The organism is Pseudomonas sp. MF4836 (genome assembly GCF_002018875.1).
Classification (GTDB): domain Bacteria; phylum Pseudomonadota; class Gammaproteobacteria; order Pseudomonadales; family Pseudomonadaceae; genus Aquipseudomonas.
Genome location: NZ_MVOL01000015.1, coordinates 77,743 through 102,231, shown reverse-complemented (window position 1 = coordinate 102,231; position 24,489 = coordinate 77,743). Strand labels below are relative to the sequence as shown.

At 60.1% G+C, this 24,489-nt stretch carries 25 protein-coding genes and 1 tRNA gene; 10 read left to right on the top strand and 16 right to left on the bottom strand.

Features of this window, described 5'->3' with window-relative positions; all coding sequences use genetic code 11:
- The first annotated feature begins 11 nt into the window (after positions 1-11).
- Positions 12-1,022, top strand: a complete 1,011-nt coding sequence (locus tag MF4836_RS28705) for a fimbrial protein (RefSeq protein WP_078473195.1) — start codon at positions 12-14, stop codon at positions 1,020-1,022.
- 152 nt (positions 1,023-1,174) lie between these two features.
- On the opposite strand, the gene MF4836_RS35230 is transcribed toward MF4836_RS28705, so the two are convergent.
- The 6 genes from MF4836_RS35230 to dapA form a co-directional block, all read right to left on the bottom strand.
- Positions 1,175-2,059, bottom strand: coding sequence for an MrpH family fimbial adhesin (locus tag MF4836_RS35230; RefSeq protein ID WP_153050283.1), 885 nt, complete (start codon positions 2,057-2,059; stop codon positions 1,175-1,177).
- 534 nt (positions 2,060-2,593) lie between these two features.
- Positions 2,594-2,683 (bottom strand) — tRNA-Ser (locus tag MF4836_RS28700).
- A gap of 83 nt (positions 2,684-2,766) precedes the next feature.
- The gene (gene purC / locus MF4836_RS28695; RefSeq protein WP_078473194.1) at positions 2,767-3,480 is read right to left on the bottom strand and encodes a phosphoribosylaminoimidazolesuccinocarboxamide synthase; all 714 of its coding nucleotides are present in this window, start codon (positions 3,478-3,480) and stop codon (positions 2,767-2,769) included.
- A 28-nt stretch (positions 3,481-3,508) separates the two neighbouring features.
- The gene (locus tag MF4836_RS28690; RefSeq protein WP_020300482.1) at positions 3,509-4,267 is read right to left on the bottom strand and encodes an MBL fold metallo-hydrolase; all 759 of its coding nucleotides are present in this window, start codon (positions 4,265-4,267) and stop codon (positions 3,509-3,511) included.
- Positions 4,268-4,271: 4 nt separating this feature from the next.
- Positions 4,272-5,387, bottom strand: a complete 1,116-nt coding sequence (bamC, locus tag MF4836_RS28685; RefSeq protein ID WP_078473193.1) for an outer membrane protein assembly factor BamC — start codon at positions 5,385-5,387, stop codon at positions 4,272-4,274.
- 17 nt (positions 5,388-5,404) lie between these two features.
- Complete coding sequence (gene dapA / locus MF4836_RS28680) at positions 5,405-6,283, bottom strand: 4-hydroxy-tetrahydrodipicolinate synthase (protein ID WP_078473192.1); 879 nt, start codon at positions 6,281-6,283, stop codon at positions 5,405-5,407.
- A 327-nt stretch (positions 6,284-6,610) separates the two neighbouring features.
- Between dapA and MF4836_RS28670 the strand changes: the two genes are divergently transcribed.
- Both MF4836_RS28670 and MF4836_RS28665 read left to right on the top strand, forming a co-directional pair.
- Positions 6,611-7,171, top strand: coding sequence for a glycine cleavage system protein R (locus MF4836_RS28670; protein ID WP_020300479.1), 561 nt, complete (start codon positions 6,611-6,613; stop codon positions 7,169-7,171).
- 10 nt (positions 7,172-7,181) lie between these two features.
- Positions 7,182-7,655: a peroxiredoxin gene (locus MF4836_RS28665; protein WP_078473191.1), complete on the top strand. Its 474-nt coding sequence runs from the start codon at positions 7,182-7,184 to the stop codon at positions 7,653-7,655.
- Between the two features lie 54 nt (positions 7,656-7,709).
- Here the strand turns inward: MF4836_RS28665 and MF4836_RS28660 are convergent, their stop codons facing one another.
- Positions 7,710-8,780: an AI-2E family transporter gene (locus MF4836_RS28660; protein WP_078473190.1), complete on the bottom strand. Its 1,071-nt coding sequence runs from the start codon at positions 8,778-8,780 to the stop codon at positions 7,710-7,712.
- Between the two features lie 41 nt (positions 8,781-8,821).
- Complete coding sequence (locus tag MF4836_RS28655; RefSeq protein ID WP_078473189.1) at positions 8,822-9,061, bottom strand: sulfurtransferase TusA family protein; 240 nt, start codon at positions 9,059-9,061, stop codon at positions 8,822-8,824.
- A 97-nt stretch (positions 9,062-9,158) separates the two neighbouring features.
- On the opposite strand from MF4836_RS28655, the gene MF4836_RS28650 reads away from it, so the two are divergent.
- Positions 9,159-10,592 (top strand): M48 family metalloprotease, encoded by a 1,434-nt coding sequence (locus MF4836_RS28650; protein WP_078473188.1) that lies wholly within the window; start codon positions 9,159-9,161, stop codon positions 10,590-10,592.
- Between the two features lie 76 nt (positions 10,593-10,668).
- Here MF4836_RS28650 and MF4836_RS28645 read toward each other — a convergent pair whose 3' ends face one another.
- The 4 genes from MF4836_RS28645 to rpoE all read right to left on the bottom strand — a co-directional run bounded on the left by MF4836_RS28645 (position 10,669) and on the right by rpoE (position 14,512).
- Positions 10,669-12,096 carry a DegQ family serine endoprotease gene (locus tag MF4836_RS28645; protein ID WP_078473187.1) on the bottom strand — a complete coding sequence of 476 codons (1,428 nt, stop codon included), beginning with the start codon at positions 12,094-12,096 and terminating at the stop codon, positions 10,669-10,671.
- A gap of 247 nt (positions 12,097-12,343) precedes the next feature.
- Positions 12,344-13,303 carry a MucB/RseB C-terminal domain-containing protein gene (locus tag MF4836_RS28635; protein WP_078473185.1) on the bottom strand — a complete coding sequence of 320 codons (960 nt, stop codon included), beginning with the start codon at positions 13,301-13,303 and terminating at the stop codon, positions 12,344-12,346.
- 8 nt (positions 13,304-13,311) lie between these two features.
- Entirely contained in the window at positions 13,312-13,899 is a 588-nt protein-coding gene (locus tag MF4836_RS28630) for an anti sigma-E factor RseA C-terminal domain-containing protein (protein WP_078473184.1), read from the bottom strand.
- 31 nt (positions 13,900-13,930) lie between these two features.
- Positions 13,931-14,512, bottom strand: coding sequence for an RNA polymerase sigma factor RpoE (gene rpoE / locus MF4836_RS28625; RefSeq protein ID WP_019692537.1), 582 nt, complete (start codon positions 14,510-14,512; stop codon positions 13,931-13,933).
- A gap of 570 nt (positions 14,513-15,082) precedes the next feature.
- On the opposite strand from rpoE, the gene nadB reads away from it, so the two are divergent.
- Entirely contained in the window at positions 15,083-16,699 is a 1,617-nt protein-coding gene (gene nadB, locus MF4836_RS28620; RefSeq protein WP_078473183.1) for an L-aspartate oxidase, read from the top strand.
- Here the strand turns inward: nadB and MF4836_RS28615 are convergent.
- Positions 16,668-17,120, bottom strand: coding sequence for a protein YgfX (locus tag MF4836_RS28615; RefSeq protein WP_078473182.1), 453 nt, complete (start codon positions 17,118-17,120; stop codon positions 16,668-16,670). The two genes, nadB and MF4836_RS28615, sit on opposite strands and share 32 nt — an antisense overlap.
- Positions 17,104-17,358: an FAD assembly factor SdhE gene (locus MF4836_RS28610; protein ID WP_017127583.1), complete on the bottom strand. Its 255-nt coding sequence runs from the start codon at positions 17,356-17,358 to the stop codon at positions 17,104-17,106. The genes MF4836_RS28615 and MF4836_RS28610 overlap by 17 nt, the downstream gene beginning before the upstream one ends.
- Before the next feature lie 150 nt (positions 17,359-17,508).
- Here MF4836_RS28610 and ygfZ point away from each other — a divergent pair, with 150 nt between their 5' ends.
- Together ygfZ and MF4836_RS28600 are read left to right on the top strand one after the other, a co-directional pair.
- Entirely contained in the window at positions 17,509-18,450 is a 942-nt protein-coding gene (gene ygfZ, locus MF4836_RS28605; RefSeq protein ID WP_078473181.1) for a CAF17-like 4Fe-4S cluster assembly/insertion protein YgfZ, read from the top strand.
- Positions 18,451-18,487: 37 nt separating this feature from the next.
- Complete coding sequence (locus MF4836_RS28600; RefSeq protein ID WP_078473180.1) at positions 18,488-19,309, top strand: HDOD domain-containing protein; 822 nt, start codon at positions 18,488-18,490, stop codon at positions 19,307-19,309.
- Positions 19,310-19,337: 28 nt separating this feature from the next.
- On the opposite strand, the gene MF4836_RS28595 is transcribed toward MF4836_RS28600, so the two are convergent.
- Together MF4836_RS28595 and MF4836_RS28590 are read right to left on the bottom strand one after the other, a co-directional pair.
- Positions 19,338-20,723 carry a sensor histidine kinase gene (locus tag MF4836_RS28595; RefSeq protein ID WP_078473179.1) on the bottom strand — a complete coding sequence of 462 codons (1,386 nt, stop codon included), beginning with the start codon at positions 20,721-20,723 and terminating at the stop codon, positions 19,338-19,340.
- The gene (locus MF4836_RS28590) at positions 20,716-21,387 is read right to left on the bottom strand and encodes a response regulator (RefSeq protein WP_020300464.1); all 672 of its coding nucleotides are present in this window, start codon (positions 21,385-21,387) and stop codon (positions 20,716-20,718) included. The genes MF4836_RS28595 and MF4836_RS28590 overlap by 8 nt, the downstream gene beginning before the upstream one ends.
- Before the next feature lie 233 nt (positions 21,388-21,620).
- Between MF4836_RS28590 and MF4836_RS28585 the strand changes: the two genes are divergently transcribed.
- The 3 genes from MF4836_RS28585 (at position 21,621) to MF4836_RS28575 (ending at position 24,489) form a co-directional block, all read left to right on the top strand.
- On the top strand, positions 21,621-22,913 hold the full coding sequence (locus tag MF4836_RS28585) for an OprD family porin (protein WP_078473178.1): 1,293 nt from the start codon (positions 21,621-21,623) through the stop codon (positions 22,911-22,913).
- 72 nt (positions 22,914-22,985) lie between these two features.
- Positions 22,986-23,972, top strand: a complete 987-nt coding sequence (locus MF4836_RS28580; protein ID WP_078473177.1) for a Bug family tripartite tricarboxylate transporter substrate binding protein — start codon at positions 22,986-22,988, stop codon at positions 23,970-23,972.
- 58 nt (positions 23,973-24,030) lie between these two features.
- On the top strand, positions 24,031-24,489 hold the full coding sequence (locus MF4836_RS28575; RefSeq protein ID WP_078473176.1) for a tripartite tricarboxylate transporter TctB family protein: 459 nt from the start codon (positions 24,031-24,033) through the stop codon (positions 24,487-24,489).

Sequence of the window (24,489 nt, the reverse complement as noted above, 5' to 3'; positions counted from 1 at the left end):
GGATAACTCACATGAAACCAAATACACTCACACTCAGCACCCTTATGAGCTTGCTATTCGTTACTGCAACCCCTAGCGCAGCCAGTTGTTATTGGAGCGCCAGTTACTACAAGAGAGACCCTATAAGCACGGCCACCTGGCACAGCACCTTCAATACTCCGTCCCTTAACCTAACGCTGGCCAAGGTATCTGTGGGCCAAGTGCTTGGCAGTGTCAACATTGAAACAGACAACCTCGACGGCACCGCAATTTGCACCAACGACATACTTAACGTGGGTGCCTATATAAAGCTGACCCACCCCAGGGAAAATGTGCCAGGTTTTAACAATGTGTATGAAAGCGGGATACCTGGGGTGGGCGTAAGATACAAAGCCATTCCCAACATGGGCCAGCTGCCCTTTCAAATGGGACCAGGAAATAACTGGACCTATAGTTTCTTCTTACGAACGCTGGTCGCAGAATTTATTCGAACAGGCTCAAGCATTGGGTCTTCAACCTCAGTCACCTTGGAACCCGATTTTGAAATGGTCCTCGATGGCTGGACAGCACAATCGACAAAAGGAAGCGTTCAGGTAAACGTAAAAAATGAATACTATTTTTCCGGCTGCACATCAACTGCCCCACTCTTGAATGTCCCCATGGGCAAGGCTGCTTTATCCCAACTTAACACTAACCAAGCGCCGATTAAGCACGTTAGTCTGGATATACGCTGCATGGGCTTGAGCCACGAGAAAGCGCCTCCAGTCAAAATCTACTTTGAAGGAAGCAATGCAGGTGCCGGTTTATTGAACTTGGCAGCCCAGGACAAGGGCGCGAAGGGCGTACAACTGGCGCTGGAAAATGACAAAGGCCGGCCTCTGCCTTTCAGTAAAAGCAATGCCTTGACCATGGACTGGGATCACACCGACAGCCAAGGCGAGGTTTATCGACTGCCCATCAAAGCGCGATACGTCAAGTCGGGAGCAAGCATGACCCCTGGGAGGGCGGACGCCGAAATGAGCTATGTGATCGAGTACAACTGAGCGTCTTGAAGTCACTGGGTGTGCTGAATATCGAGAGAGGTTGGTCGTTCTGGCCAGCGCAGCCTTCGACAGCGGCTACAACAGTTCACTGCTCTACGTTGCATCGAACTCGTCTTCACATTTGCTTATGAAACCAGGCGCAAACGGGTGCCTCAAAGGACATTGATTGTCACTACTGTAGAACCGGAAAACGGGCCTGGAGCGACTGTTCCTCTTACTTTTAAAGTCGACGTGATACTGATTGCGGAGCTCAAATTATTGGCAACGGATACAGTGATGCCATCAGTGGCATCCACACCGTTGATCTTCACCTCGGAATAAAGACTGTCATCGCTCCTGAGCATAACCCCATAGGAGTTTGTACGAGTTGCACGAACGATGACTTTGGCAGCCCCACCACAAGTAAGGCTTAACTGAGTCGAAGCTTGAGCGCCGGCCAGAGCGTTGCTCAACAGTGCTCTATGATCGATATTTGTATTGCCACTGATATTACATTTCACCGGCTCCGGTGCCACTACCAGAGGAAAGCAACCGGTAATACTCGACCTCCCTGCCCCATTTGCGGCGCCGGACGACATATATATACAGCGAGCACCGGAGAATGGTGGGAAAACCACTGATACTGTAAACGGGTTGGAGAATCCAAGTGAATCAAGTTGAGACCTCATCTCACCCAGTGTGACTGGAGTCGTCTTGCTGGAATCGAACGGCCCAATGGCAGTGAAAGGATTAAACGCTACTGTTGCTCCCCCAAAAAAAGTGGCACTCAAGCTAAGCCCACATCTGCCCGCCCTGACACAGTTTGAGTTCGTAAGATCTTGAGTTGACCAATTAGAAACCCTGATGACATACGTTGAGCCGCTGATTGATTGCACAGCCAGGTCTATGGCATGGGCTTGGGTCGCTAAAAAAACTAACAACACTATTGAAAGCCCGAAGTCGATTGAAATTTTATGTTTCATTTCGTCCCTATTGAAGTTAACAACTACAAGACCTTCACAATTCAAGACAAAAGCAACAGAGAGCTCTTTCAACAAGTGAACATCGCGCTCTTTTAGCACTGACATCTATTTTATAGATACCGCACCCACATCAAATAGGAAGTTTCCTAGGCGCAAGTAGGACGCTTCCTAGCTATCGCATCACTGCATCAGACAATATGAATCGGGCGAGCGCCGTTTACCCACTGTCGTCATGCCTTTATTTCTATCGGCATTGAGCAGTTACCGGCGAATGAGGCCACAACAAGAGCCCGGCTCACAGCGCAGCAAGGGCAACGCGCCACCAGAAAGAGAGGGGCATACCCCGTCATGCGAGCATCAGCCACTCGGCCGGGTCTTGCGCATGATGACTATGGGTGATTTTCGCCAACCATGAATTGGAGACATGCCGTCTTTACTGAGAAGACAGGCTTAAAACAGCCTACAAGCCTCTACGAGGCGCGCTGGGTGCGACAAGCGGGAATGGGTTCAAAATGAAGGCGATGGATGCCAGAGCAGCAGTACAAACGAGCACTATAAGCAGACACAAAAAAGCCCCGTAACTCATTGAGCTACGGGGCTTTCTAAATATGGCGGAGAGATAGGGATTCGAACCCTAGGTACCGGTGAAGGTACAACGGATTTCGAATCCGTCCCATTCGGCCACTCTGGCATCTCTCCAACGGCGCGCATCATAACAACACTTTTGCCGGAAGCGAACCCCCTAGGCTAAATTTTTCCGTGCTATCAGATGCTTGCGTCGGTTAAAGCGGTACGCCAAGACGGTTGGCGACTTCTTCGTAGGCTTCGATAACGTCACCGAGGCCCTGGCGGAAGCGATCTTTGTCCATCTTCTTCTTGGTGTCCTTGTCCCACAGGCGGCAGCCGTCCGGGCTGAACTCGTCGCCCAGGACGATGGAGCCGTCACGGAACACGCCGAATTCAAGTTTGAAGTCGACCAGCAGCAGGCCGGCATCGTCGAACAGCTTGCTCAGGACTTCGTTGACCTTGAGCGACAGTTCTTTCATGCGCACCAGTTGCTCGGCAGTGCCCCAACCGAATGCCACGACGTGGGATTCGTTGATGAACGGGTCGCCCTTGGCGTCGTCCTTGAGGAACAGTTCGAAGGTGTAAGGATTGAGCTTGATGCCCTCTTCCACGCCCAGGCGCTTGACCAGGCTACCGGCAGCGTAGTTACGCACCACACACTCGACCGGGATCATGTCGAGCTTCTTCACCAGGCACTCGTTGTCGCCCAGCAACTTGTCGAACTGAGTCGGCACGCCGGCCGCTTCGAGTTTTTGCATGATGAAGGCGTTGAACTTGTTGTTCACCATGCCTTTGCGGTCGAGTTGTTCGATGCGCTTGCCGTCGAACGCCGAGGTGTCGTTGCGAAACAGCAGGATCAAGCGGTCGGCGTCGTCGGTCTTGTAAACCGACTTGGCTTTGCCGCGGTAGAGTTCTTCACGTTTTTCCATGATGGGCTCCGCTTGCTAGGTAGGTGGGCTAGGCGATGTGTCGCCAGTCGAGCCCTGAATCTTGATCGGCCAATTGCAGCCAGTCCGGGTCGCACCCGAGGGTGTCGACAAAACATTGCCGGGCCAGCTGCGGCAGGTTGTTCTTGCTGCTCAGATGAGCCAGGACCAGGTGTTGCAGGTCTTGCCAGCCCAACTCGGCCACCAGGTTTGCGGCCTGGTGGTTGTTCAGATGTCCTTCTTGCCCACCGACCCGCTGCTTGAGAAAGGTCGGGTAATGCCCACGTGCGAGCAGGTCACGGCAGTGATTGGCCTCGATCATCAAGGCATCCAGGCCGCTGTAGCCCTCCAGCACGCCGGCGCAATAAGACCCCAGGTCGGTCAGCAGGCCAAAGCGCCGCTGACCGTCACTGAAGACAAATTGCGTAGGTTCCTGGGCGTCGTGGGCGACGGCGATCACGCCGATGCTCAACGCACCGATCTGCAACTGCTCGCCACCGGCCAAAAAGCCCGCGACCTCAACCGGCTTGCGCATCCCGCGCAAGGTACCGCGACTGAGGTAGACCGGTAGATTGTAGCGCCGAGACAGCAAACCCACGCCATGCACGTGGTCGGCATGTTCGTGGGTCACCAGAATCGCACTCAGCTGCGCGGGGTGAACCCCCAGGCGCAGCAGGCGCCGCTCGGTTTCACGCAAGGAGAAACCGCAATCCACCAGCACATAGGTGTCATTGCTGACTATCAGCGTGCCATTCCCTTGGCTACCACTGCCGAGAACGGCAAAACGCATTTGATCAGCCCAGGTTGTCCTGAATCACGCCCAATACTTTGCGCGCCACATCAGCCGGCGCCACAGTGTTGATGTTTTTCTCGACGGTGACCTGGACGTTCTCGCCTACCTTGCTCAGGCGAACCTGATAACGCTCGGCGCGAGCTTCGATTTCTTCCTTGGCCGGCTTGCTGCCGAACAACTTGCCGAAGAAACCTGGCTCGTCGTTTTTCTTCTCGGCTTTTTCGGCGAGGTTGATGTAGTACAGGCCCAGGCTGCGGTTGATGTCTTCAACCCGCCATTCGCCCTGCTCCAGGGCACGGCCGACGCTCGACCAGGCACGGTCCAGGTCTGCGCCCAGGTTCAGCACCGGGTTGCCGCTGCCGTCTTCGCTGAGGCTGACACGGCTTGGGGTATCGAAATCACGCGCAGCCAGCAGGGACACCGAACCGCCCTTCTCGGAAATACGGCTCATGCTGGCGAGCATGTCGTCGACCAGCGCGGCATCCAGACCGGTATTGACCGAACGGTTGGTGAACTCGACGTCAGCCGTGCTGCCGGCAGGACGCTCGGCGCTGACCACGTAGACTTCACTGGTATTGCGTTGCACGCCTGGCTCGATGCGGACCCGCACGCGGGTTTCGCTGTCGGCGCCGACACCGGCGCTGCTCATGCGCTTGGCCACGGAGGCCGAAAGCTCGTCGGAACGCTGCCAGCTAGTACTGAACTCGCCCGTCTGCGGACGCTGCTGATCGAGACGGAAACCGTTGTCCTGGAAGAACTGCACTGCCACGGGCCAGACTTCAGCCGGTGGATGCTGAGCCATGACCCAACGCGAGTCGCCGCTTTTCTGCAGGGTGTAGTCGCCGGCATCGGCCACGGCCGACAACGGCTGTGGACGCGGAACCACGTACTCGCCCTTGACGCTGTCGTCAGCCACGTTGCGCGGGATCGGCAACAGCGGGTCGAGGCGCTTGGCAGTCTTGACGTCAGGTGGCAATTGCATCGGTGCTGTCTGTTGCGCTTCCAGGTAGTCGCTACCACGGTCACGGAAGTAGCCTTCCGGGCCCCAAATCCAACCACAACCGCTGGTGCTGGAGATAATCAAGGCAAGTGCGGAAAGTCCGGCCATTCGCTTCATGCGTAGTACTTCCTCAATTAAACCAATACGCCGGACTGGCGCATGGCCTGCCGCAGCGGTTCGTGACAGGCAGCACTGAGCCAGGTGAGCGGCAGACGGATACCGTCCGGCATCAAGCCCATCTCGTGCAGGGCCCATTTCACGGGGATAGGGTTGGATTCGATAAACAGGGTTTTATTGAGCGGCATCAGCGTCTCGTGGATCGCCCGGGCCTTGACGGCGTCGCCAGCCATGGCCGCGGCGCACAGGTCGCTCATGGCGCGCGGGGCAACGTTGGCGGTCACCGAGATATTGCCCTTGCCACCCAGCAGGATCAGTTCGACGGCAGTGGCGTCATCACCGGAGTACACAAGGAAATCGCTGCTCACACCGGCCAGGATGTCCTTGGCCCGCTGCAGGTCGCCAGTGGCTTCCTTGATCCCGATGATGTTTTTCACGGTCGACAGACGGATCACAGTCTCGGCCTGCATGTCGCAAGCGGTGCGGCCAGGCACGTTGTAGAGGATCTGCGGGATATCGACAGCTTCGGCGATGGTCCGGAAATGCTGATACAAGCCTTCTTGCGTCGGCTTGTTGTAATAAGGCGTGACCAGCAGGCACGCATCGGCGCCGGCGGTTTTCGCATTGGTGGTCAGTTCGATCGCTTCACGCGTCGAGTTGGCGCCTGTGCCGGCGATCACCGGAATACGCCCTGCAACTTGAGCTACCACGCGACGAATCACTTCAATGTGTTCGTTCACGTCCAGGGTGGCCGACTCACCAGTGGTGCCGACCGCCACAATGGCGTTGGTGCCCTCTTGCAGGTGGAAGTCCACCAGTTTGCTCAGGCTGTCCCAGTCGAGACGACCCTGTGCATCCATGGGTGTGACCAGTGCCACCATACTGCCCGCAATCATGCAACCGCTCCTGCCGGAAAAAGAGAGCGGTAATGGTACTGGCGCCAAGATGCTTGCACAAGCGAAGTACTGTGCTTGCGCCATTCCCCTTGGCGATGGTTTTCGCTACCCTTCAGGCTTTGATCGGTACTGATAAGCTTGTACGCCGGGTTCCTGCCTCCCTTTTCAGCATCCGAAGCCCCTGTCCTGCGCGGCTGACCAGTGCTTCCCTCTTTAGTGGAGCTTGTCGCAGCCTGCGGATTCCGGGACTTTGAATACGCATCCGGACGTTTGCCCAGTACGCGAGCCTACGAAAGTATCGACCGCTCATCGCTTTAGGAATGCTGCATGTCCACCCCCACAGTTCGCGAACAATTCCTTGTCATCAGTGCCCTCGGCGCCAACCCCATGGAGCTGACTAACGTCCTGTGCCGCGCCAGCCATGAAAATCGCTGCGCCGTGGTGACCTCGCGCCTGACTCGCCATGGCGAGTGCAGTGCGCTGGTCCTGCAGATTTCCGGCAGCTGGGACGCCCTGGCGCGCCTCGAGACCGGCCTGCCCTCGCTGGCCAAGAAGCATGCCTTCACGGTCAACGTGGTGCGCAGCGCCGCCCTGGAGAACCGTCCCCAGGCCCTGCCCTATGTCGCCTATGTCAGTTCTGCCTACCGTTCGGACATCGTCAACGAGCTGTGCCAGTTCTTCATCGACCATCAGGTCGAGCTGGAGAACCTGACCTGCGATACCTATCAGGCCCCGCAGACCGGCGGCACCATGCTCAATGCCACCTTCACCGTGACCTTGCCGGCCGGGACCCAGATCAGCTGGTTGCGCGACCAGTTCCTGGATTTCGCCGACGCAATGAATCTCGATGCGCTGATTGAACCTTGGCGCCCACAGAACCCAATGTAAGGAAGCTTTCATGGCCGTTGCTATCGACCAGCCCATCGCCGATTTCGAAGCCCCAGCCACCAGCGGGCAGACCGTCAGCCTTGCCGCACTCAAGGGCAAGCAAGTGGTGATCTACTTCTACCCCAAGGACAGCACGCCGGGCTGCACCACCGAAGGCCAGGGCTTTCGTGACCAGTACTCCGCATTCAAGGCCGCCAACACCGAGATTTTCGGTGTCTCCCGCGACAGCCTGAAGTCCCATGAAAACTTCAAGTGCAAGCAGGAGTTTCCCTTCGAGCTGATCAGCGACAAGGACGAAGCCGTCTGCCAGCTGTTCGACGTGATCAAGCTGAAGAAGCTCTATGGCAAAGAGTATCTGGGCGTGGATCGCAGCACGTTCCTGATCGACAAGGACGGTGTACTGCGTCAGGAATGGCGTGGTGTGAAAGTGCCCGGCCATGTCGATGCTGTACTGGCTGCCGCCCAGGCGCTGAACAAGGCCTGAGCTTGAGCACCCGGGGCGGCCATTTGCACCGCCCCGTCATTGACCCCGATCACTTCAAAGCAATGGCGCGACCACCGGCTCCTGCCGTGGCCAGGCATCCAGCACCGCCTTGAACAAGGTGGCCAGCGGGATCGCGAAGAACACCCCCCAGAAGCCCCACAACCCGCCAAACAACAGAACCGCGCAGATAATCGCCACCGGGTGCAGGTTCACCGCCTCGGAGAACAGCAGCGGCACCAGCACGTTGCCATCCAGGGTCTGGATGATGCCGTAGACCGCCATCAGGTAGATGAATTGATCGCTCCACCCCCACTGGAACAGGGCAATCAGCGCCACCGGCACGGTCACCACCACAGCACCGACGTAGGGCACCACCACCGAGACCCCCACCAACAGGGCCAGCAGCGCCGCGTAATTGAGGTCCAGAGCAACAAACGCGATGTAGGTCACGCCGCCGCAGATCACGATCTCGATCACCTTGCCGCGGATGTAGTTGGCGATCTGACGGTTCATTTCCTGGGCCACCCGCGTGATCAGCGCGCGCTCGCGCGGCAGGTAGCCGCGCACCCATTGACCGATCATTGCCCGGTCCTTGAGGAAGAAGAACACCAGGATAGGCACCAGCACCAGGTAGATCATGATGTTGACCAGCAACGGCAAGCTGGACAGGGAAAAGGTCAGCGCCCACTGGCCGAATTTTCCAATCTCGCCCCGCGCCACTTCGATGGCCTGCAGCACCTGCTCATCGGACACCAGATGCGGGTAGCGCTCCGGCAACAACAGCAGCAGCGACTGCCACTTGGCGAGCATGCCCGGCAACTCGTTGAACAGGGTGATCAACTGATGCCAGAGCAAGGGCACCACCACCACGATAAACACCAGCAACAGCCCCATGAACAAGGCAAACACCAGCCCCACCGCCGCGCCGCCCGGCAGCCGCAGGCGCTCCAGGCTGACCACCAGTCCCTGCATCAGGTAAGCCAGGACCATGCCTGCCAGCACCGGCGCCAGCATGCCGCCCAGGGTCAGCACCGCGGTAAAGGCCAGAAACAACAGCACGGCCAGCACCACAGCCTCCTCGTCGGAGAAGTAGCGCTGAATCCAGTCGCGTAACACCTTGAACATCAATGATCCTTAAATAGCAGCACGGCAATTGCGAGAGGCTCTCAGGCCTTTTTCAACCAGTAGCGATAAACCCCGGCTTCGTCTTCTTCACGAAGCAGGGTATGACCGGCCAAACGGGCAAAGGTGCGAAAGTCGCGTTGCGAACCGGCGTCCGTGGCAATCACCTTGAGCACCGCGCCGCTGGCCAGGCGATTGAGTTCCAGCTTGGCCTTGAGCAAGGGCAACGGGCAGTTCAGACCGCTGGCATCCAGCTCGGCGTCATGGGCTACAGCGTCGATCATCGGGGCACTCCGATCATGTGTTTGAGTTGCCTAGAATATCTGGTCGCAGGCCAAGTGTCCGGCTACAGTAGACTCTTTGTCGACTAAGGCTTTGTGCATGACTTTTTTGCGCCCTACCCTGCTGACGCTCGCTTGCCTGCTCGCCTCACCGGGCTTCGCCGACGACCTGCCATCACTCGGTGACGCCAGTTCTGCCATTGTCTCGCCGCAACAGGAATACCAGTTGGGCCGCGCCTGGCTCGCCCTGCTCCGCAGTCAGGTCGCGCAACTCAACGACCCGCAGCTCAAGGACTACGTCGAAACCAGTGTCTATAAACTGGTGGAAACCAGCCAGGTCAATGACCGGCGTCTCGAATTCATTCTGATCGACAGCCCGCAACTCAACGCCTTCGCCGCACCCGGCGGGATCATCGGGGTCAACGGCGGACTGTTCCTCAACGCTCAGACCGAAGGCGAATATGCCTCGGTACTGGCCCACGAATTGGCTCACTTGTCCCAACGCCACTTCGCCCGAGGCGTCGAAGCCCAGCAACGCATGCAAGTGCCGATGATGGCAGCCTTGCTGGCCGGCATCGTGATCGCTGCGGCCGGTGCCGGCGATGCCGGGATCGCCGCCATTGCCGGTACCCAGGCTGCAGCCATTCAGGAGCAGCGGCGCTTCTCCCGGCAGAACGAACAGGAAGCCGACCGCATCGGCATCCTCAACCTGGAGAAGGCCGGCTACGATCCGCGCTCGATGCCGAGCATGTTCGAACGCCTGATGCGCCAGTACCGCTTCGATGCCAAACCGCCGGAATTCCTCCTGACTCACCCGGTCACCGAATCGCGGATCGCCGACACCCGCAACCGCGCCGAGCAGGCCAAGCCCGGCGGCACCGAAGACAGCATGCGCTATCAGCTGATTCGCGCGCGGGTGCAACTGACATACGAAGATTCGCCGGGCCTGGCAGCCAAACGCTTTCGCGCCCAACTCGACGAAAACCCGAAAAACGACGTGGCACGCTATGGCCTGGCCATCGCCCAGATCAAGGGCAGCCAATGGAACGACGCGCGGGAAAACCTCAAGCAGTTGCTGGCCAAATCGCCCAACGACATCACCTATAACCTGGCACAGATCGAGCTGGACATCGCCAACAACCGCTTGCCCGATGCACAAGCCCGGGTCGACCGGATGCTGACCCAATACCCAAACAACTATCCGCTGAATCAGGTTCGGGTCGACCTGCTGCTCAAGCAGAATCGCGCCGCCGACGCCGAAAAAGCCCTCGAAGGCCTGCTCAAGAGCCGCCCCGACGATCCGGACGTCTGGTACATGGTGGCGGAAACTCGCGGCCTGTCCGGCAATACCATCGGCCTGCACCAGGCCCGCGCCGAGTACTTCGCCCTGGTCGGTGACTACCGTCAGGCCATCCAGCAGTTGGACTTCGCCAAACGTCGCGCCGGCAGCAACTTCCCGCTGTCCTCGCGGATCGATGCCCGCCAGCGCGAGTTGATGGACCAGGAGCAAATGGTCAAGGACATGATGCGCTGACGCTTCAAGCGCACACAAAAAAGCCCGCCTCTTTCAAGGCGGGCTTTTTTATGGGGCGGATAACCTTCTCGGCAGGTTATTCAGCCAGTTTGAAGGTGATGAAGCTGGCACGGCCCTGACGCAGGACGCGCATCGACACCGAACGATTCTTCGGCAAGGCCTGGGCAATCTCGGTGAAGTTCTTGGTCGAAGTGATCGCCTGATTGTTCAGGTGAGTGATCACATCGCCCGGCTGCAGGCCGATAAGAGCCGCAGGACCGTCTTGAACTTCCTTGATCACCACGCCGCCCTTGAGGTCGAAGGTCTTCTTCTGCTCATCGGTCAGCTCGGCCACGGCAACGCCCAGACGGTTGCTGCTGCGCTCGACACCGGATTTGGCCAGGGTGCCCAGTTCCTTGTCTTCTTCAGGGATCGCGCCAACGGTCAGCTCGACATTCTTGCGCTTGCCCTCGCGGATCACTTCGAGGTTGGCCTTGGCACCGGCCTTGAGCGCGCCTACCAGATGCGGCAGGTCTGCCGACATGACAATCGGCTGGCCGTTCATGCTGAGGATCACGTCGCCCACTTGCAGGCCGCCCTTGGCTGCCGGACCGTCATCCTGGATCTGTGCCACCAGGGCACCGGCCGGTTTGTCCAGGCCGAAAGACTCAGCCAGGTCTTTATTCACTTCCTGGATCACCACACCCAACCAGCCACGGCTGACCTTGCCACCGCTTTTCAGCTGGTTGGAAACGTCCATTGCCACATCGATCGGGATGGCGAACGACACGCCCATGAAGCCGCCGGAACGGGTGTAGATCTGCGAGTTGATACCCACCACTTCACCCGCCAGGTTAAACAGCGGGCCACCGGAGTTGCCCGGGTTGATTGGCACGTCGGTCTGGATGAACGGCACATAGTTTTCGTTCGGCAGGCTGCGCCCGATGGCGCTGACAATGCCCTGGGTCACGGTGTGGTCGAAACCGAACGGCGAACCGATGGCAACCACCCACTGGCCGGCTTTCAGGTCCTGGGATTTGCCGAGTTTCAGTACGGGCAGATCCTTGCCATCGATTTTCAGCAAGGCCACGTCGGAACGAGGGTCGGTCCCGATCAGCTTGGCTTTGAGTTCGCTGCGATCGGCCAGGCGCACGAGAATTTCGTCGGCATCGGCAATCACGTGGTTGTTGGTGAGGATTTCGCCATCAGACGAGATGATGAAACCCGAACCCAGGGACTGCGCCTCGCGCTGACGATCGCCACGGGGCGAGCGCTGCTGGGGCATACCGCGTTCGAAGAACTCCCGCAGCATCGGCGGCAGGCCTTCAAGATCGGGCATCTGCTGGTTGGACACCTTGCGATCAGGAAGCTTCTGCGTGGTACTGATATTGACCACGGCAGGGGAAGCCTGCTCGACCAGCTGCGTAAAGTCGGGCAGTTCCGCCGCTTGCACGGCAACTGCCTGACCGAGCACAAGCACGGTGGCGAATATGGAGAGGTAAGACTTCAAGCGTGGTATCGACATACGGCTCCCGTTACAACGAGCATGATTAAGCGATATGGAGCAACAAGTAGCGAGCGGCAAGCGCCGGTACTTTTGTTCCGGGAACGACAAACAAGGCCAGAACCGAGGGGCTCTGACCTATAGAAAAAAAACCGGTTTTTTGCAAATGAAATTGCTCACCAAACATTTCATCTTCTCAATTGTGGAGTGGGCATTGCTGACCTCTTGCACAACCAATAAAGGGTCTGGTGAATGCCATGGCAGTCTGTCACTGCTTGGCGTTGGCCGTGTCGGAGCGCATGGATAGCGCAATCCGTTCAGCGGTACCAATAGGGATCTCGCCCACCACGGTGACCATCATCTCGCCTTCCGGAGTGGTCAGGCGCCGAGACACGGCAACGGTCGGGCCAAGCTGGGTGCGGGTATCGGTGACCACGGCGCCATTGAGCGGCTCGAGAAACACCGAGAAACGGGCCAGGCCATCGTCATACATCAGGCTGTTGACCATGGACTTGGTGTCCGGATCCTTGCGCGCGGTGCTGCTGGTCAGCTCGAACCCTGGCGGCAGCCAGTCCGAGTGCCAGACCTGAGCAGCTTTCACCGCTGAAGCCTTGTCGCTGTTGATGACGACAGGGCGGCATTCAGCACTGGGCTGCAGCTCGCTATCCTGCGGCACATCGGCAGTGTCGAGGCGGGTGAACTGGAAGCGCTCGAGCAACTGCCCCTTGTCGTTCAGCAGCAACGACTTGAGCGGCAGCCCGGTCTCGCGATCCAGGTGCAATTCGAAACCATAGCGGTGTTGATCACGGGGAGTCAGCGAAACAATGACCGCCTGACGCCCGGCCACGCGCGACTTGCCGATGACGGCAAGGTCGTACCAATTCTTGAGCTTTTGCGGATCGAGGGCGCGAGCGGCAGAGTCCGGCGCGTCTCCAAGGCCTGCGACCAACTGGCCGCTGACACATTGGGTACGTCCGTCGATGCGCACTACCTCTTGAGCGGATCCATCGAGCTGAACCAACCGCTCGCGGACCTTACCATCCTGGACGCGATGCCAGATGTTATGGGTAGAAAAACTACCGTTACGCTCGTATACAAAGGTGCCCTGAAAGCTTTGCTGCTGCTCCGCTTGCCCAAGACGCTGCAACCAGTCCTGGGCTTCATCGGCATGGGCTGGAACTACAAACCAGCCACTGAGCAGAAGCGTAAGTAGAGGTATGGCGCGCATGATCCTCCTTAGCGGTTTTCCAGGCTTGCTGCACGAGCGTAAGGCAGCGCGCTTTCAGTGCCTTTGAGGGCAGCTTGTTGCGCATGCTGACGCAGGTAGCTTGGCAGGCGCTGATCATGCCATCCTTGCTGGCCTTGCAACACGCCGTTGGCCATAGGACCGGTAGCTTCGGAACTTTCGCTGTAGCCAGCCAGGACCGCAGGGCCCTTGACTTGTGGAACAGCCAGGGTCTGCTGACCCGATTGCTGAGCCAGTTCAACACCAGCAATCTCGTCCTGGTTATACAGGCGAACACCTGCCAGCACGGCCACCGTTACCGAGGCAGCAACGGCCAGGCGGCCCAGGCTGCGCCATGGGCTGCGGGAGGCCTTGGCCGGCACGGCTTCGTCAGCCAGTGCGGCAGAAACGGCCGCAGCAATGTCCAGACGTGGAAGCAGCAGTTCCTTGTGCATGGCTGCCCGAGCGATTTGATAACGAGCCCAGGTTTCACGGGCTTCAACTTCGTCGACGGCATTCAACACCCGACGCAATTCCAGTTCGTCCGCTTCGTTATCCATCACTGCGGACAGCGATTCCTGCAGGGCTTCACGACTCATGGCGGTTCCTCTCTTGGCTGTCGCCGCTGTCTCAGGATTCCTGCAACAACGGCTGCAGGGCTTTATCGATGGCTTCCCGAGCGCGGAAAATCCGGGAGCGCACGGTACCCACCGGACATTGCATGACGCTCGCAATGTCCTCGTAACTCAGACCATCGAATTCACGTAAAGTTAAAGCTGTACGCAAATCTTCTGGAAGTTGCTGGATGGTTCGATGGACAGTGCCTTCGATCTCATCCCGCAGCAGCGCCCGTTCTGGAGACTCAAGGTCCTTGAGGCCATGATCGCCGTCGTAGAACTCCGCATCTTCAGAACTGACATCGCTATCCGGCGGCCGTCGGCCGCGTGAAACCAGATAGTTTTTCGCCGTGTTGATGGCGATACGGTACAGCCACGTATAAAACGCACTGTCACCGCGGAAATTACCAAGTGCACGGTAAGCCTTGATAAAGGCTTCTTGTGCGACATCCTGGGCTTCATGGGTGTCGTGCACGAATCGCACGATCAACCCGAGAATTTTGTGCTGATATTTCAGCACCAGCAGATCGAACGCTCGCTTGTCGCCGCGTTGCACGCGTTCGACCAGCTGCTGATCCTCTTCCTGGGTTAGCATGAACACTCCTCGATAAGCTCGGAGGAAGCTTGCATCACTAATCGATCAGGCTTGCAAACATAGACTCGGGCTTTTCGCAAAAGTTCTCCCCCTCCAAGCAAGTTTCCTGCGGGCTCTGATTTGGCACGCACGAAAAACGCAGCGCGGGCAAGGCCGGCTGCGCGAATAATCCTGTCGTCGATTCCAGCGGCAAGGGCCGTGACTCAAGCCCTGCATGTCGCCGACGCTGTCCCTTCTTTCAGGCAACCTTCTATTGAGTTTGGGCCCTTGGCAAAAGTTCCCAATCTTTATAGCCGTGCAGAACGAACATTGTGTAACCGTGAAGAGAAAAAGGGTGCTACATCTTCGATACAGTCGCCACAGCGGTAAATCGGCCGCAAAACGACCTGGCGAACATGAGCTGCAAATACCCGTCTTCTGGTCACCGTAGTCTCACAATGCCACGAAGGCTCGGCTATTGTGCCGATCCACCCCTCTATATACTAGTGGGCTGTGTGGCCGCCCTGATTTGCCGAACCAGGCATCACTGTGCCATCTCCAATCTGGGTCGCTTTGAGCGGAATACTCCTAATGAGCCAACAGTTTCAACACGATGTTCTGGTGATTGGCAGCGGCGCTGCCGGCCTGAGTCTTGCGCTGACCCTCCCTGCCCATCTGCGCATCGCCGTGCTGAGCAAAGGCAACCTGGCCAATGGTTCGACATTCTGGGCCCAGGGCGGCGTCGCGGCGGTGCTGGACGACACCGACACCGTCGAGTCCCACGTCGAAGACACCCTGAATGCCGGCGGCGGCCTGTGCCATGAAGACGCGGTGCGCTTCACCGTCGAACACAGCCGCGAGGCCATCCAGTGGCTGATCGACCAGGGCGTGCCCTTTACCCGTGACGAGCAGTCCGGCACTGAAGACGGCGGTTTCGAGTTCCATCTGACACGAGAGGGCGGCCACAGCCATAGGCGCATCATCCACGCCGCCGACGCCACCGGCGCGGCCATTTTCAAGACCCTGCTAGCCCAGGCGCGGCTGCGACCGAACATTGAGTTGCAGGAGCAACGGGTCGCCATCGACCTGATCACCGAGAAACGCCTGGGCCTGGAAGGCGATCGTTGCCTGGGGGCCTACGTGCTCAACCGCGGCACCGGCGAGGTCGACACCTACGGCGCACGCTTTGTGATCCTCGCCTCCGGCGGCGCAGCCAAGGTCTATCTGTACACCAGCAACCCGGACGGTGCATGCGGTGACGGCATCGCCATGGCCTGGCGTTCGGGCTGCCGGGTGGCCAATCTGGAGTTCAACCAGTTCCACCCTACTTGCCTGTACCACCCCCAAGCCAAGAGCTTCCTGATCACCGAAGCCCTGCGTGGCGAAGGCGCCCACCTCAAGCTGCCCAATGGCGAACGCTTCATGCAGCGTTTCGACCCACGGGCCGAGCTGGCACCACGGGACATCGTGGCCCGCGCCATCGACCATGAGATGAAGCGCCTGGGCATCGATTGCGTGTACCTGGACATCAGCCACAAGCCGGAAGAGTTCATCAAGACCCACTTCCCGACGGTGTATGAGCGTTGCCTGGAGTTCTCCATCGACATCACCAAGCAGCCGATCCCGGTGGTACCGGCGGCGCATTACACCTGCGGCGGGGTGATGGTCGACCAACAGGGCCGCACCGACGTCCCGGGCCTGTACGCCATCGGCGAAACCAGCTTCACCGGTTTGCACGGTGCCAACCGCATGGCCAGCAACTCGCTGCTGGAGTGTTTTGTCTACGCTCGCTCGGCCGCGGCCGACATTCTTGCGCAATTGCCGCAAATATCAGTCCCTGCTGCCCTGCCCGTATGGGATGCCAGCCAGGTTACGGATTCCGATGAAGACGTGATCATTGCGCATAACTGGGACGAGCTGCGGCGTTTCATGTGGGACTACGTGGGTATCGTGCGCACCAATAAGCGTCTGGCACGGGCCCAGCACCGGGTACGGCTGCTGCTGGACGAGATCGATGAGTTCTACAGCAACTATAAAGTCAGCCGCGACCTGATCGAACTGCGCAACCTGGCCCAGGTCGCCGAGCTGATGATTCTGTCAGCTATGGCGCGCAAGGAAAGCCGCGGCCTGCACTACACCCTCGACTACCCGCAGATGCTGCCCGAGGCGCTGGACACTATTCTGCTGCCGCCCACCTACGCCGACTGAACTTGAGCCGCACCCGCAAACGCCGGTGGATGGCCGGCGCCAGCGCATCACGGGGCACGCAGAGCGAACGCACGCGGCGCTCGCCCCGCAGGCGAAACCGCAACACGACCATCATCGGCAAGGCCAGGCTGTCCGGACGCAATTGCACCGGCTGCCAGCCTCGCGCGCTATTGAATAGCTGCCAGCCTTCGGCATTGCGGCGCAAACCGGTGAACGCGTGGGGGTGACTCAGGAGGATCTGCCGCGGTACGACCCAGCCGGCATGAGCCAGGCAAGCCGCCACTGCAGTGATGCAGGACCAGACGGGAATATCGAGTACCAGCAGCGAGCCCAACGCAATCAGCTGGGCCAGGAGATAAGCCGCCAGCAAGCGCCGAGAGGCACGCCAGCGGCATTCGAAGGGGCTACTTGGGCTGGACACGGTCCAGGATCATGCGAACCATGCGCTGCAATTCCGGGTCTTCAGACTCACTGCGTTCCATGAACCAGCCGAACATGTCCTGATCCTCGCATTCGAGCAGCTTGCGATAGCATTCGCGGTCTACATCATTGAGATGGGCATACACCTCCTTCACGAACGGCACCAGCAACACGTCTAGTTCAAGCATGCCGCGACGGCTGTGCCAGTAGAGGCGATTCAGTTCAACATCTTCGACCATGGAGCGCTCCTCAAATAGAGCGCAAGTATACAGCCCGAAGAAGGCGAGAACAGTCGGCTTTGGTCGGGCACCGCCGACCTTTTGTGAACTACCCATTTCAGGGGCGCCCCCTTATGATGTGCCCCAGACCCTATTACCCTGCGATGACTCATGGCTGATTCCGCTTTTTTCTGCACGCTGTCCCACGAAGGCATCCTCGCCGTACGCGGCCCTGACGCCAGCAAGTTCCTTCAGGGTCAGTTGACCTGCAACCTCAATTACCTCAGTGACACCCAGTCCAGCCTGGGAGCCCGCTGTACGCAAAAAGGCCGCATGCAGTCCAGCTTTCGCATCCTGCTGCAAGGTGACGGGGTGTTGCTGGCCATGGCCCACGAGCTGCTGGAGCCGCAACTGGCGGACCTGAAGAAATACGCAGTGTTTTCCAAAGCCAAACTCAGCGATGAAAGCGCCCAATGGGTGCGTTTCGGCCTGGGCGATGCCGGTGCCGCCCTGCTCAGCCTGGGCCTTGAGCTTGGCGAAGAAGCCGGCAACCTGGTGCGCAACAACGATTTGATCGCGGTGCGGGTCTCCCCCGGGCGCGCCGAATTATGGGCCCCGGCCGATCAGGCCGACACCCTGCGCGGCCAACTGGCGGCGCAACTGCCTGAAGGCAAGCTCAACCAGTGGCTGTTGGGCCAGGTTCGCGCCGGGATCGGCCAGGTCATGCCTGCCACTCGCGAGCTGTTTATCCCGCAGATGCTCAATCTGCAGGCCATCGGCGGCGTCAGCTTCAAGAAAGGCTGCTACACCGGCCAGGAAATCGTCGCGCGCATGCAATACCTGGGCAAGCTCAAGCGCCGCCTGTATCGCCTCTGCCTGCCGGCCGGCGACCTACCTGAACCGGGCACCCCGCTGTTCTCCCCGCCCCATGGCAGTTCCATTGGTGAAGTGGTGATTGCCGCACGGGCCGAGCAACAGATTGAACTATTGGCGGTGCTGCAAGCCGAAGCCGCAGAGGGGGGTGATATCCACCTCGGGACACTTGAAGGGCCAGGCCTGCAACTGCTCGATTTACCGTACCAACTGGACCGTGATCGCGAAATCCAGCGCTGATCGTCAGCACCCCTTGGCAACACCCTAGAGAACAGAAATGAGCAAGCTGGCGGATAAGGTCCAACAGGATTTAGTTGAGGCCATCGATAACGATGACCTGGTTCTGCCAACGTTACCGGAGGTGGCCTTGCAGATTCGCCGGGCCGCTGAAGATCCGGAGATCAGCGTCAGCACCCTGAGCAAAGTGATAGGCCGCGATACGGCGCTCTCGGCGCGCCTGATCAAAGTGGTCAACAGCCCCTTGTTGCGCGCGACCCAGGAAGTCACCGACCTGCACACGGCCATCACCCGCCTGGGCGTCAACTACAGCAGCAACCTGGCCATCGGCCTGGTCATGGAGCAGATTTTCCACGCCCGCTCCGAAGTGGTCGAAAAAAAGATGCGCGATGTCTGGCGCAAAAGCCTGGAAGTCGCCGGTATCAGCTACGCCCTGTGCCGCAGCTACTCTCAGCTCAAGCCGGACCAGGCGGCACTGGGCGGCCTGGTGCACCAGATCGGCGTGCTGCCGATCCTGACCTACGCCGAAGACCACTACGAGCTGCTGGCCGACCCGGTCAGCCTGAACCACGTGATCGAACATATTCATCCGCTGCTGGGCGATAAATTGCTCAAGGTCTGGGATTTCCCGGAAAAACTGGCCCTGGTGCCCGGGCAATACCTGAACCTGCAACGCGACTCGACCAAGCTCGACTATATCGACCTGGTCCAGGTGGCCACCCTGTATTGCCACAAAGGCACCGACCATCCCCTGGCGCGCATCGACGTCTCTGAGGTGCCGGCGTTCAAGAAACTGGGAATCGACCTGGACGATGAAGTGCTGTGCTGCGACCTGGAAGAGTCGCGCTCGCTTCTGTACTGATCCGCTCGGCGACGCTCAGCGCAACAGGCTAGCTCGCAATAAAACTCACCCGCACCTTCAAGCCCCGTTGCGCGCCATCGTGCAGGCTGATCTGTGCCAGGTGTGCGCGGCAGATTTCGCCGACGATCGCCAGGCCCAGCCCGGACCCCGCCACCTGCTGATTACGCCGGTAGAAGCGTTCGAACACCCGATCCCGGTCTTCCAGGGGGATCCCCGGGCCGTCGTCCTCGACTTCCAGTACCCCTGGCGGCGACACACGCAAAATCACATTGCCGCCTGGCGGGGTGTGGGCCAGGGCGTTATCCACCAGGTTGCTCAGCAGTTCATTGAGCAGGCTCGGCTCACCGCGCAGCCACACCGGTTCGTCGGCCTCCAGGGCCAAGGCCACGCCGCGGGCGTGGGCCAGGGGAGCCATGGCCATGCCCAGTTCACGGGCCAGTTGGCTGAGGTCGAGCGACTGCGCACCGCCCTCGGCAATCGCCCGGGCGCCGTTTTCGATGCGCGCCAGGGACAATAGCTGATTGGCCAGGTGGGTCAGGCGGTCAGTGCCCTGGGCCGCGCTTTCCAGAGTGGCGCGCCAGGTCTGCGGGTCCGTGGCCCGCTGGCCCAGTTCCAGCCGCGCCTTGAGCGCCGCCAACGGCGTGCGCAACTCATGGGCAGCATCGGCGATAAACTGCGCCTGGCGCTCGAACTGGCCGCGCAGGCGCTCGGTGAAATGGTTGAGCGCCCGCACCAGAGGCCACAACTCGCGCTGCACCTCCACCAACGGCAAGGGCCGCAAGTCGTCAGGCTGACGCTCCTCGACCGCGCTGCGCAGTCGCTCCAGCGGACGCAGGGCGGCACTCACGGCAAACCACACCAGCACCAGCGCGCCAATCGCCAGCATCCCCAGGCGCAGCAAGGTGTCGGCCATCAGGCTGCGGGCCATGGTTTCACGCGCCTCGTCGGTCTCCGCCACGCGAATTTCCGCCATGCCGTTCATGTTCGGCTCGCTGACCGCCTTGAGCAGGCTGACCACACGCACGTTCTGTCCCAGGTAGGAAGCATCGTAGAACCGCGCCAACGCCGGATAATCATCGGTACGCGGGGTGCCCGGCGGCGGCCCGGGGAGGTTTTCGTAACCGGAGATCAACTGCTGGTGAATGTCGTTGACCTGGTAGTAGATACGTCCGGCGCTGTCGTAGGCAAAGGTGTCCAGGGCCACATAAGGCACATTGGCACTCAGGCTGCCGTCGCGCTGGGACAAACCGGCGGCGATGGTCCGCGCCGAGGCCAGCAGAGTCCGGTCATAGGCGGTGTCGGCGGCCTCGCGCCCGTTCCAGTAGGCACTCAACCCGCTGGCCAGCATCAGCACCACCAACAGCAGCGCCAGGTTCCACAACAACCGCCAACGCAGGCTGCTGGGCTTATGCATCGCGGCTTTCCAGGAGGTAGCCGAGGCCGCGGAAGGTAACGATGGCCACCGCATGCCCATCGAGTTTCTTGCGCAGGCGGTGGACGTAGATTTCGATGGCGTCGGGGCTGGCCTCTTCATCCAGGCCGAACACTTGGGCCGCCAGTTGCTCCTTGCTCATCACCCGTCCCGGACGGGCGATCAGGGCTTCGAGCACCGCCTGCTCGCGGGAGGTCAGGGTCAGCAGCTCATCGCCCAGGGTGAAACGCCGAGTGTCCAGGTCATAGACCAGCACCCCGCAGCGCTGCTGGCGTTCGCCGCCGAGCACGCTGCGCCGCAGCAGGGCCTTGACCCGCGCTTCAAGCTCGGTGAGTTCGAAGGGTTTGGCCAGGTAATCGTCGGCCCCCAGGTTCAGGCCATGGACCCGATCCTTGACGTCGCTGCGCGCAGTCAGCATCAGCACCGGCAGGTTCTTGCCGCGGCTGCGCAGGCGCGCCAGCACCTCGAAACCGTCCATGCGCGGCAGGCCGACATCGAGGATGACTACCGCATACTCCTCGCTGCCCAGGGCCAGGTCCGCTGCCACGCCATCGTGCAGCACATCCACCGTCAGGCCGATGCTTTTCAGCGCCTGGGCGACACTTTCCGCCAGTTGCAGATGGTCTTCGACAAGCAGAACGCGCATGGATTGCTACCTCATTCGGGGAGGGTCGACGCCACTCTTTGGCGCGGAGTTTACAGCCGCAACCGCCGCTGTGAAGCCCGAAAACATTGAAAGTCCGCTGAAAGGTTAGCGAAAGGTTGGCCCATTAGAGTCCTGCCACGGACAGTCCCGACTGCCGTGGCCGTCACGGCCGCTTGCCCGAAAAACGCCTCGAAGCGTTTTCGCCAATAAGAACAATAACGGAGTACCACACGATGCTGTCCATGCAGCCTCAGGCTTGCCCGCCTGTTCGTTTTTCCCTTCTGCGCCAGACCACCCTTGCCAGTGCCGCCGCCCTCGCCGGTTTTTCGCCGCTTGGCCATGCCGCGTTCTTCGAAGACAGCAGCGCCACCCTCGAAACCCGCAACATGTACTTCAACCGCGACTTTCGCGACGGCACCAGCGCCCAGCAATCCAAACGCGACGAATGGGCCCAGGGTTTCATGCTCAACCTGCAATCGGGCTACACCGAGGGCACCGTCGGTTTCGGCGTGGACGCCCTGGGCATGCTCGGCATCAAGCTCGACTCCAGCCCCGACCGCCCCGGTACCGGCCTGCTGCCGACCCACGATGACGGCCGCGCAGCCGACGAATACTCCAAGCTCGGCCTGACCGGCAAGATGAAGATCTCGGCCACCGAGCTGAAAGTCGGCAGCCTGATCCCCGAACTGCCGATACTCAAGCCCAACGATGGACGCATCCTGCCCCAGACCTTTGAAGGCGGCCTGCTGACCTCCAGGGAAATCAAGAACCTGACCTTCACCGGTGGTCGCCTGTCCCGCGCCAAGGACCGTGACGACAGCAACTACGAAAACATCGCCCTCAACAATAAGAACAGCCGCTTCAGCAGCACCGCCGAGGGCAAGCATTTCGATTTCGGCGGCCTGGACTACAAGTTCACCGACAAGATCACCGGCAGCTACCACTTCGCCCAGCTCGGCGAGGTCTACAAACAACACTTCCTCGGCCTGGTGGCGTCGCGCCCCATGGGCCCTGGCACCTTTGCCGCCGACTTGCGCGCTGCCATCAGTGACGACCAGGGCCAGGCCCGTGGCGGCAAGATCGATAACAAATCCCTCAACGGCCTGGTGAGCTATGCCTTGAACGGGCATAAGCTCAGCGCCGGCTACCAGCACATGTCCGGCGACAGCGCCTTCCCTTACGTCGATGGCAGCGATCCCTACCTGGTCAACTTCGTGCAGATCAACGATTTTGCCGGCGCACAGGAGCGCTCCTGGCAAGCACGCTACGACTACGACTTCGGCAAACTCGGGATCCCCGGCCTGAGCTTCATGAGCCGCTACATCAGCGGTGACAACATCGCCCTGAAAAACGGCGACACCGGCAAGGAATGGGAACGCAACACCGAGATCAAGTACGTGGTGCAAAGCGGCACCCTCAAGGACGTCGCGGTGCGCCTGCGCAATGCCACCTACCGCTCCAACTATTCGGCACGGGACGCCGATGAAGTGCGGCTGCTGGTGAGCTACAGCGTGGCCCTCTGGTAACTGGCCGTCAGCTGACACACCAGGGTCGAGGACGGCCCTGGCATACCTACAACAACTCCTGTGGAGACGATCATGGACTTATCACTGCGTAAACTCGCCCTCGCCGCCGGCTGCATGCTGTTCGCCGGCCAACTGCTGGCCGCCGGTGCCGAACCCAAGCGCCCGGAATGCATCGCCCCGGCCTCCCCCGGCGGCGGCTTCGACCTGACCTGCAAGCTGGCGCAAAGCGCGCTGGTCAACGAAAAACTGCTGTCCAAGCCGATGCGCGTGACCTACATGCCCGGCGGCGTCGGCGCAGTGGCCTACAACGCGGTGGTGGCCCAGCGCCCGGCCGATGCCGGGACCCTGGTGGCCTGGTCCAGCGGCTCGCTGCTGAACCTGGCCCAGGGCAAGTTCGGGCGTTTCGATGAAAGCGCAGTGCGCTGGCTGGCGGCCGTCGGCACCAGCTACGGTGCGATCGCGGTCAAAAGCGATTCGCCCTACAAGAACCTCGACGACCTGGTCCAGGCCCTGAAAAAAGACCCGAGCAAAGTGGTGATCGGCTCCGGCGGCACCGTCGGCAGCCAGGACTGGATGCAGACCGCGCTGATCGCCAAGGCCGCCGGGATCAACCCGCGCGACTTGCGCTACGTGGCCCTGGAAGGCGGCGGTGAAATCGCCACCGCCCTGCTCGGCGGGCATATCCAGGTCGGCAGTACCGACATCTCCGACTCCATGCCGCACATTCTCGCCGGCGACATGCGGCTGCTGGCGGTGTTCTCCGACCAGCGCCTGGACGAGCCGGAAATGAAAGACATCCCGACCGCCAAGGAGCAGGGCTACGACATCGTCTGGCCGGTAGTGCGCGGCTTCTACCTGGGGCCAAAAGTCAGCGACGAAGACTACGCCTGGTGGAAAGACGCCTTCGACAAGCTGCTGGCGTCCGAAGAGTTCGCCAAGCTGCGTGACCAGCGCGAGCTGTTCCCGTTCGCCCTGACCGGCCCGGAGCTCGACACCTACGTCAAGAAACAGGTCACCGACTACAAGACCCTGGCCAAAGAGTTCGGCCTGATCCAGTGATCGTCCCGGTCTAGCCGCCCGGCCCTCGCGCATCGAGGGCCGGGCCCAGGAGTTCCCCATGCTCTTACAACGCATTTTTGCCTCGGTGTTGCTGCTGGCCTGTGCCGGCCTGGCACTGATGGCCTGGCCGTACCAGGCGGCTTTTTCCTACGAACCGGTCGGGCCCCGGGCCTTTCCCCTGCTGATGCTGGGGTTGATGAGCCTGGGCCTGATTTACATGTTGTTTCGCCCGCAGCCGACCAAGCACACCGAAGAGGAACCGGCGCTGGACCGCGAAACCCTGATCAAGATCGGCGTCTGCGTGACGCTGTTGATCGTGTTTGCCGGCACCTTCGAACCCCTGGGTTTCATCCTCAGCAGCATGCTGGTGGGCATCCCGATGGCACGTCTGTATGGCGGCCGCTGGTGGCCCAGCGTGGTCATCGTCAGCTTGATGGCCGTGGGCCTGTATCTGTTGTTCGACAAAGCCATGGATGTACCGCTGCCCCTCGGCCTGCTTGAAGTTCTGGAGAACTGA

Bases quoted from the DNA above. Each gene is read 5' to 3' on its own strand.
- MF4836_RS28705 (WP_078473195.1), top strand. From the start codon at position 12: ATGAAACCAAATACACTCACACTCAGCACCCTTATGAGCTTGCTATTC.
- purC (WP_078473194.1), bottom strand. From the start codon at position 3,480: ATGGAAAAACGTGAAGAACTCTACCGCGGCAAAGCCAAGTCGGTTTAC.
- MF4836_RS28690 (WP_020300482.1), bottom strand. From the start codon at position 4,267: ATGCGTTTTGCCGTTCTCGGCAGTGGTAGCCAAGGGAATGGCACGCTG.
- bamC (WP_078473193.1), bottom strand. From the start codon at position 5,387: ATGAAGCGAATGGCCGGACTTTCCGCACTTGCCTTGATTATCTCCAGC.
- dapA (WP_078473192.1), bottom strand. From the start codon at position 6,283: ATGATTGCGGGCAGTATGGTGGCACTGGTCACACCCATGGATGCACAG.
- MF4836_RS28670 (WP_020300479.1), top strand. From the start codon at position 6,611: ATGTCCACCCCCACAGTTCGCGAACAATTCCTTGTCATCAGTGCCCTC.
- MF4836_RS28665 (WP_078473191.1), top strand. From the start codon at position 7,182: ATGGCCGTTGCTATCGACCAGCCCATCGCCGATTTCGAAGCCCCAGCC.
- MF4836_RS28660 (WP_078473190.1), bottom strand. From the start codon at position 8,780: ATGTTCAAGGTGTTACGCGACTGGATTCAGCGCTACTTCTCCGACGAG.
- MF4836_RS28655 (WP_078473189.1), bottom strand. From the start codon at position 9,061: ATGATCGACGCTGTAGCCCATGACGCCGAGCTGGATGCCAGCGGTCTG.
- MF4836_RS28650 (WP_078473188.1), top strand. From the start codon at position 9,159: ATGACTTTTTTGCGCCCTACCCTGCTGACGCTCGCTTGCCTGCTCGCC.
- MF4836_RS28645 (WP_078473187.1), bottom strand. From the start codon at position 12,096: ATGTCGATACCACGCTTGAAGTCTTACCTCTCCATATTCGCCACCGTG.
- MF4836_RS28635 (WP_078473185.1), bottom strand. From the start codon at position 13,303: ATGCGCGCCATACCTCTACTTACGCTTCTGCTCAGTGGCTGGTTTGTA.
- MF4836_RS28630 (WP_078473184.1), bottom strand. From the start codon at position 13,899: ATGAGTCGTGAAGCCCTGCAGGAATCGCTGTCCGCAGTGATGGATAAC.
- rpoE (WP_019692537.1), bottom strand. From the start codon at position 14,512: ATGCTAACCCAGGAAGAGGATCAGCAGCTGGTCGAACGCGTGCAACGC.
- nadB (WP_078473183.1), top strand. From the start codon at position 15,083: ATGAGCCAACAGTTTCAACACGATGTTCTGGTGATTGGCAGCGGCGCT.
- MF4836_RS28610 (WP_017127583.1), bottom strand. From the start codon at position 17,358: ATGGTCGAAGATGTTGAACTGAATCGCCTCTACTGGCACAGCCGTCGC.
- ygfZ (WP_078473181.1), top strand. From the start codon at position 17,509: ATGGCTGATTCCGCTTTTTTCTGCACGCTGTCCCACGAAGGCATCCTC.
- MF4836_RS28600 (WP_078473180.1), top strand. From the start codon at position 18,488: ATGAGCAAGCTGGCGGATAAGGTCCAACAGGATTTAGTTGAGGCCATC.
- MF4836_RS28595 (WP_078473179.1), bottom strand. From the start codon at position 20,723: ATGCATAAGCCCAGCAGCCTGCGTTGGCGGTTGTTGTGGAACCTGGCG.
- MF4836_RS28590 (WP_020300464.1), bottom strand. From the start codon at position 21,387: ATGCGCGTTCTGCTTGTCGAAGACCATCTGCAACTGGCGGAAAGTGTC.
- MF4836_RS28585 (WP_078473178.1), top strand. From the start codon at position 21,621: ATGCTGTCCATGCAGCCTCAGGCTTGCCCGCCTGTTCGTTTTTCCCTT.
- MF4836_RS28580 (WP_078473177.1), top strand. From the start codon at position 22,986: ATGGACTTATCACTGCGTAAACTCGCCCTCGCCGCCGGCTGCATGCTG.
- MF4836_RS28575 (WP_078473176.1), top strand. From the start codon at position 24,031: ATGCTCTTACAACGCATTTTTGCCTCGGTGTTGCTGCTGGCCTGTGCC.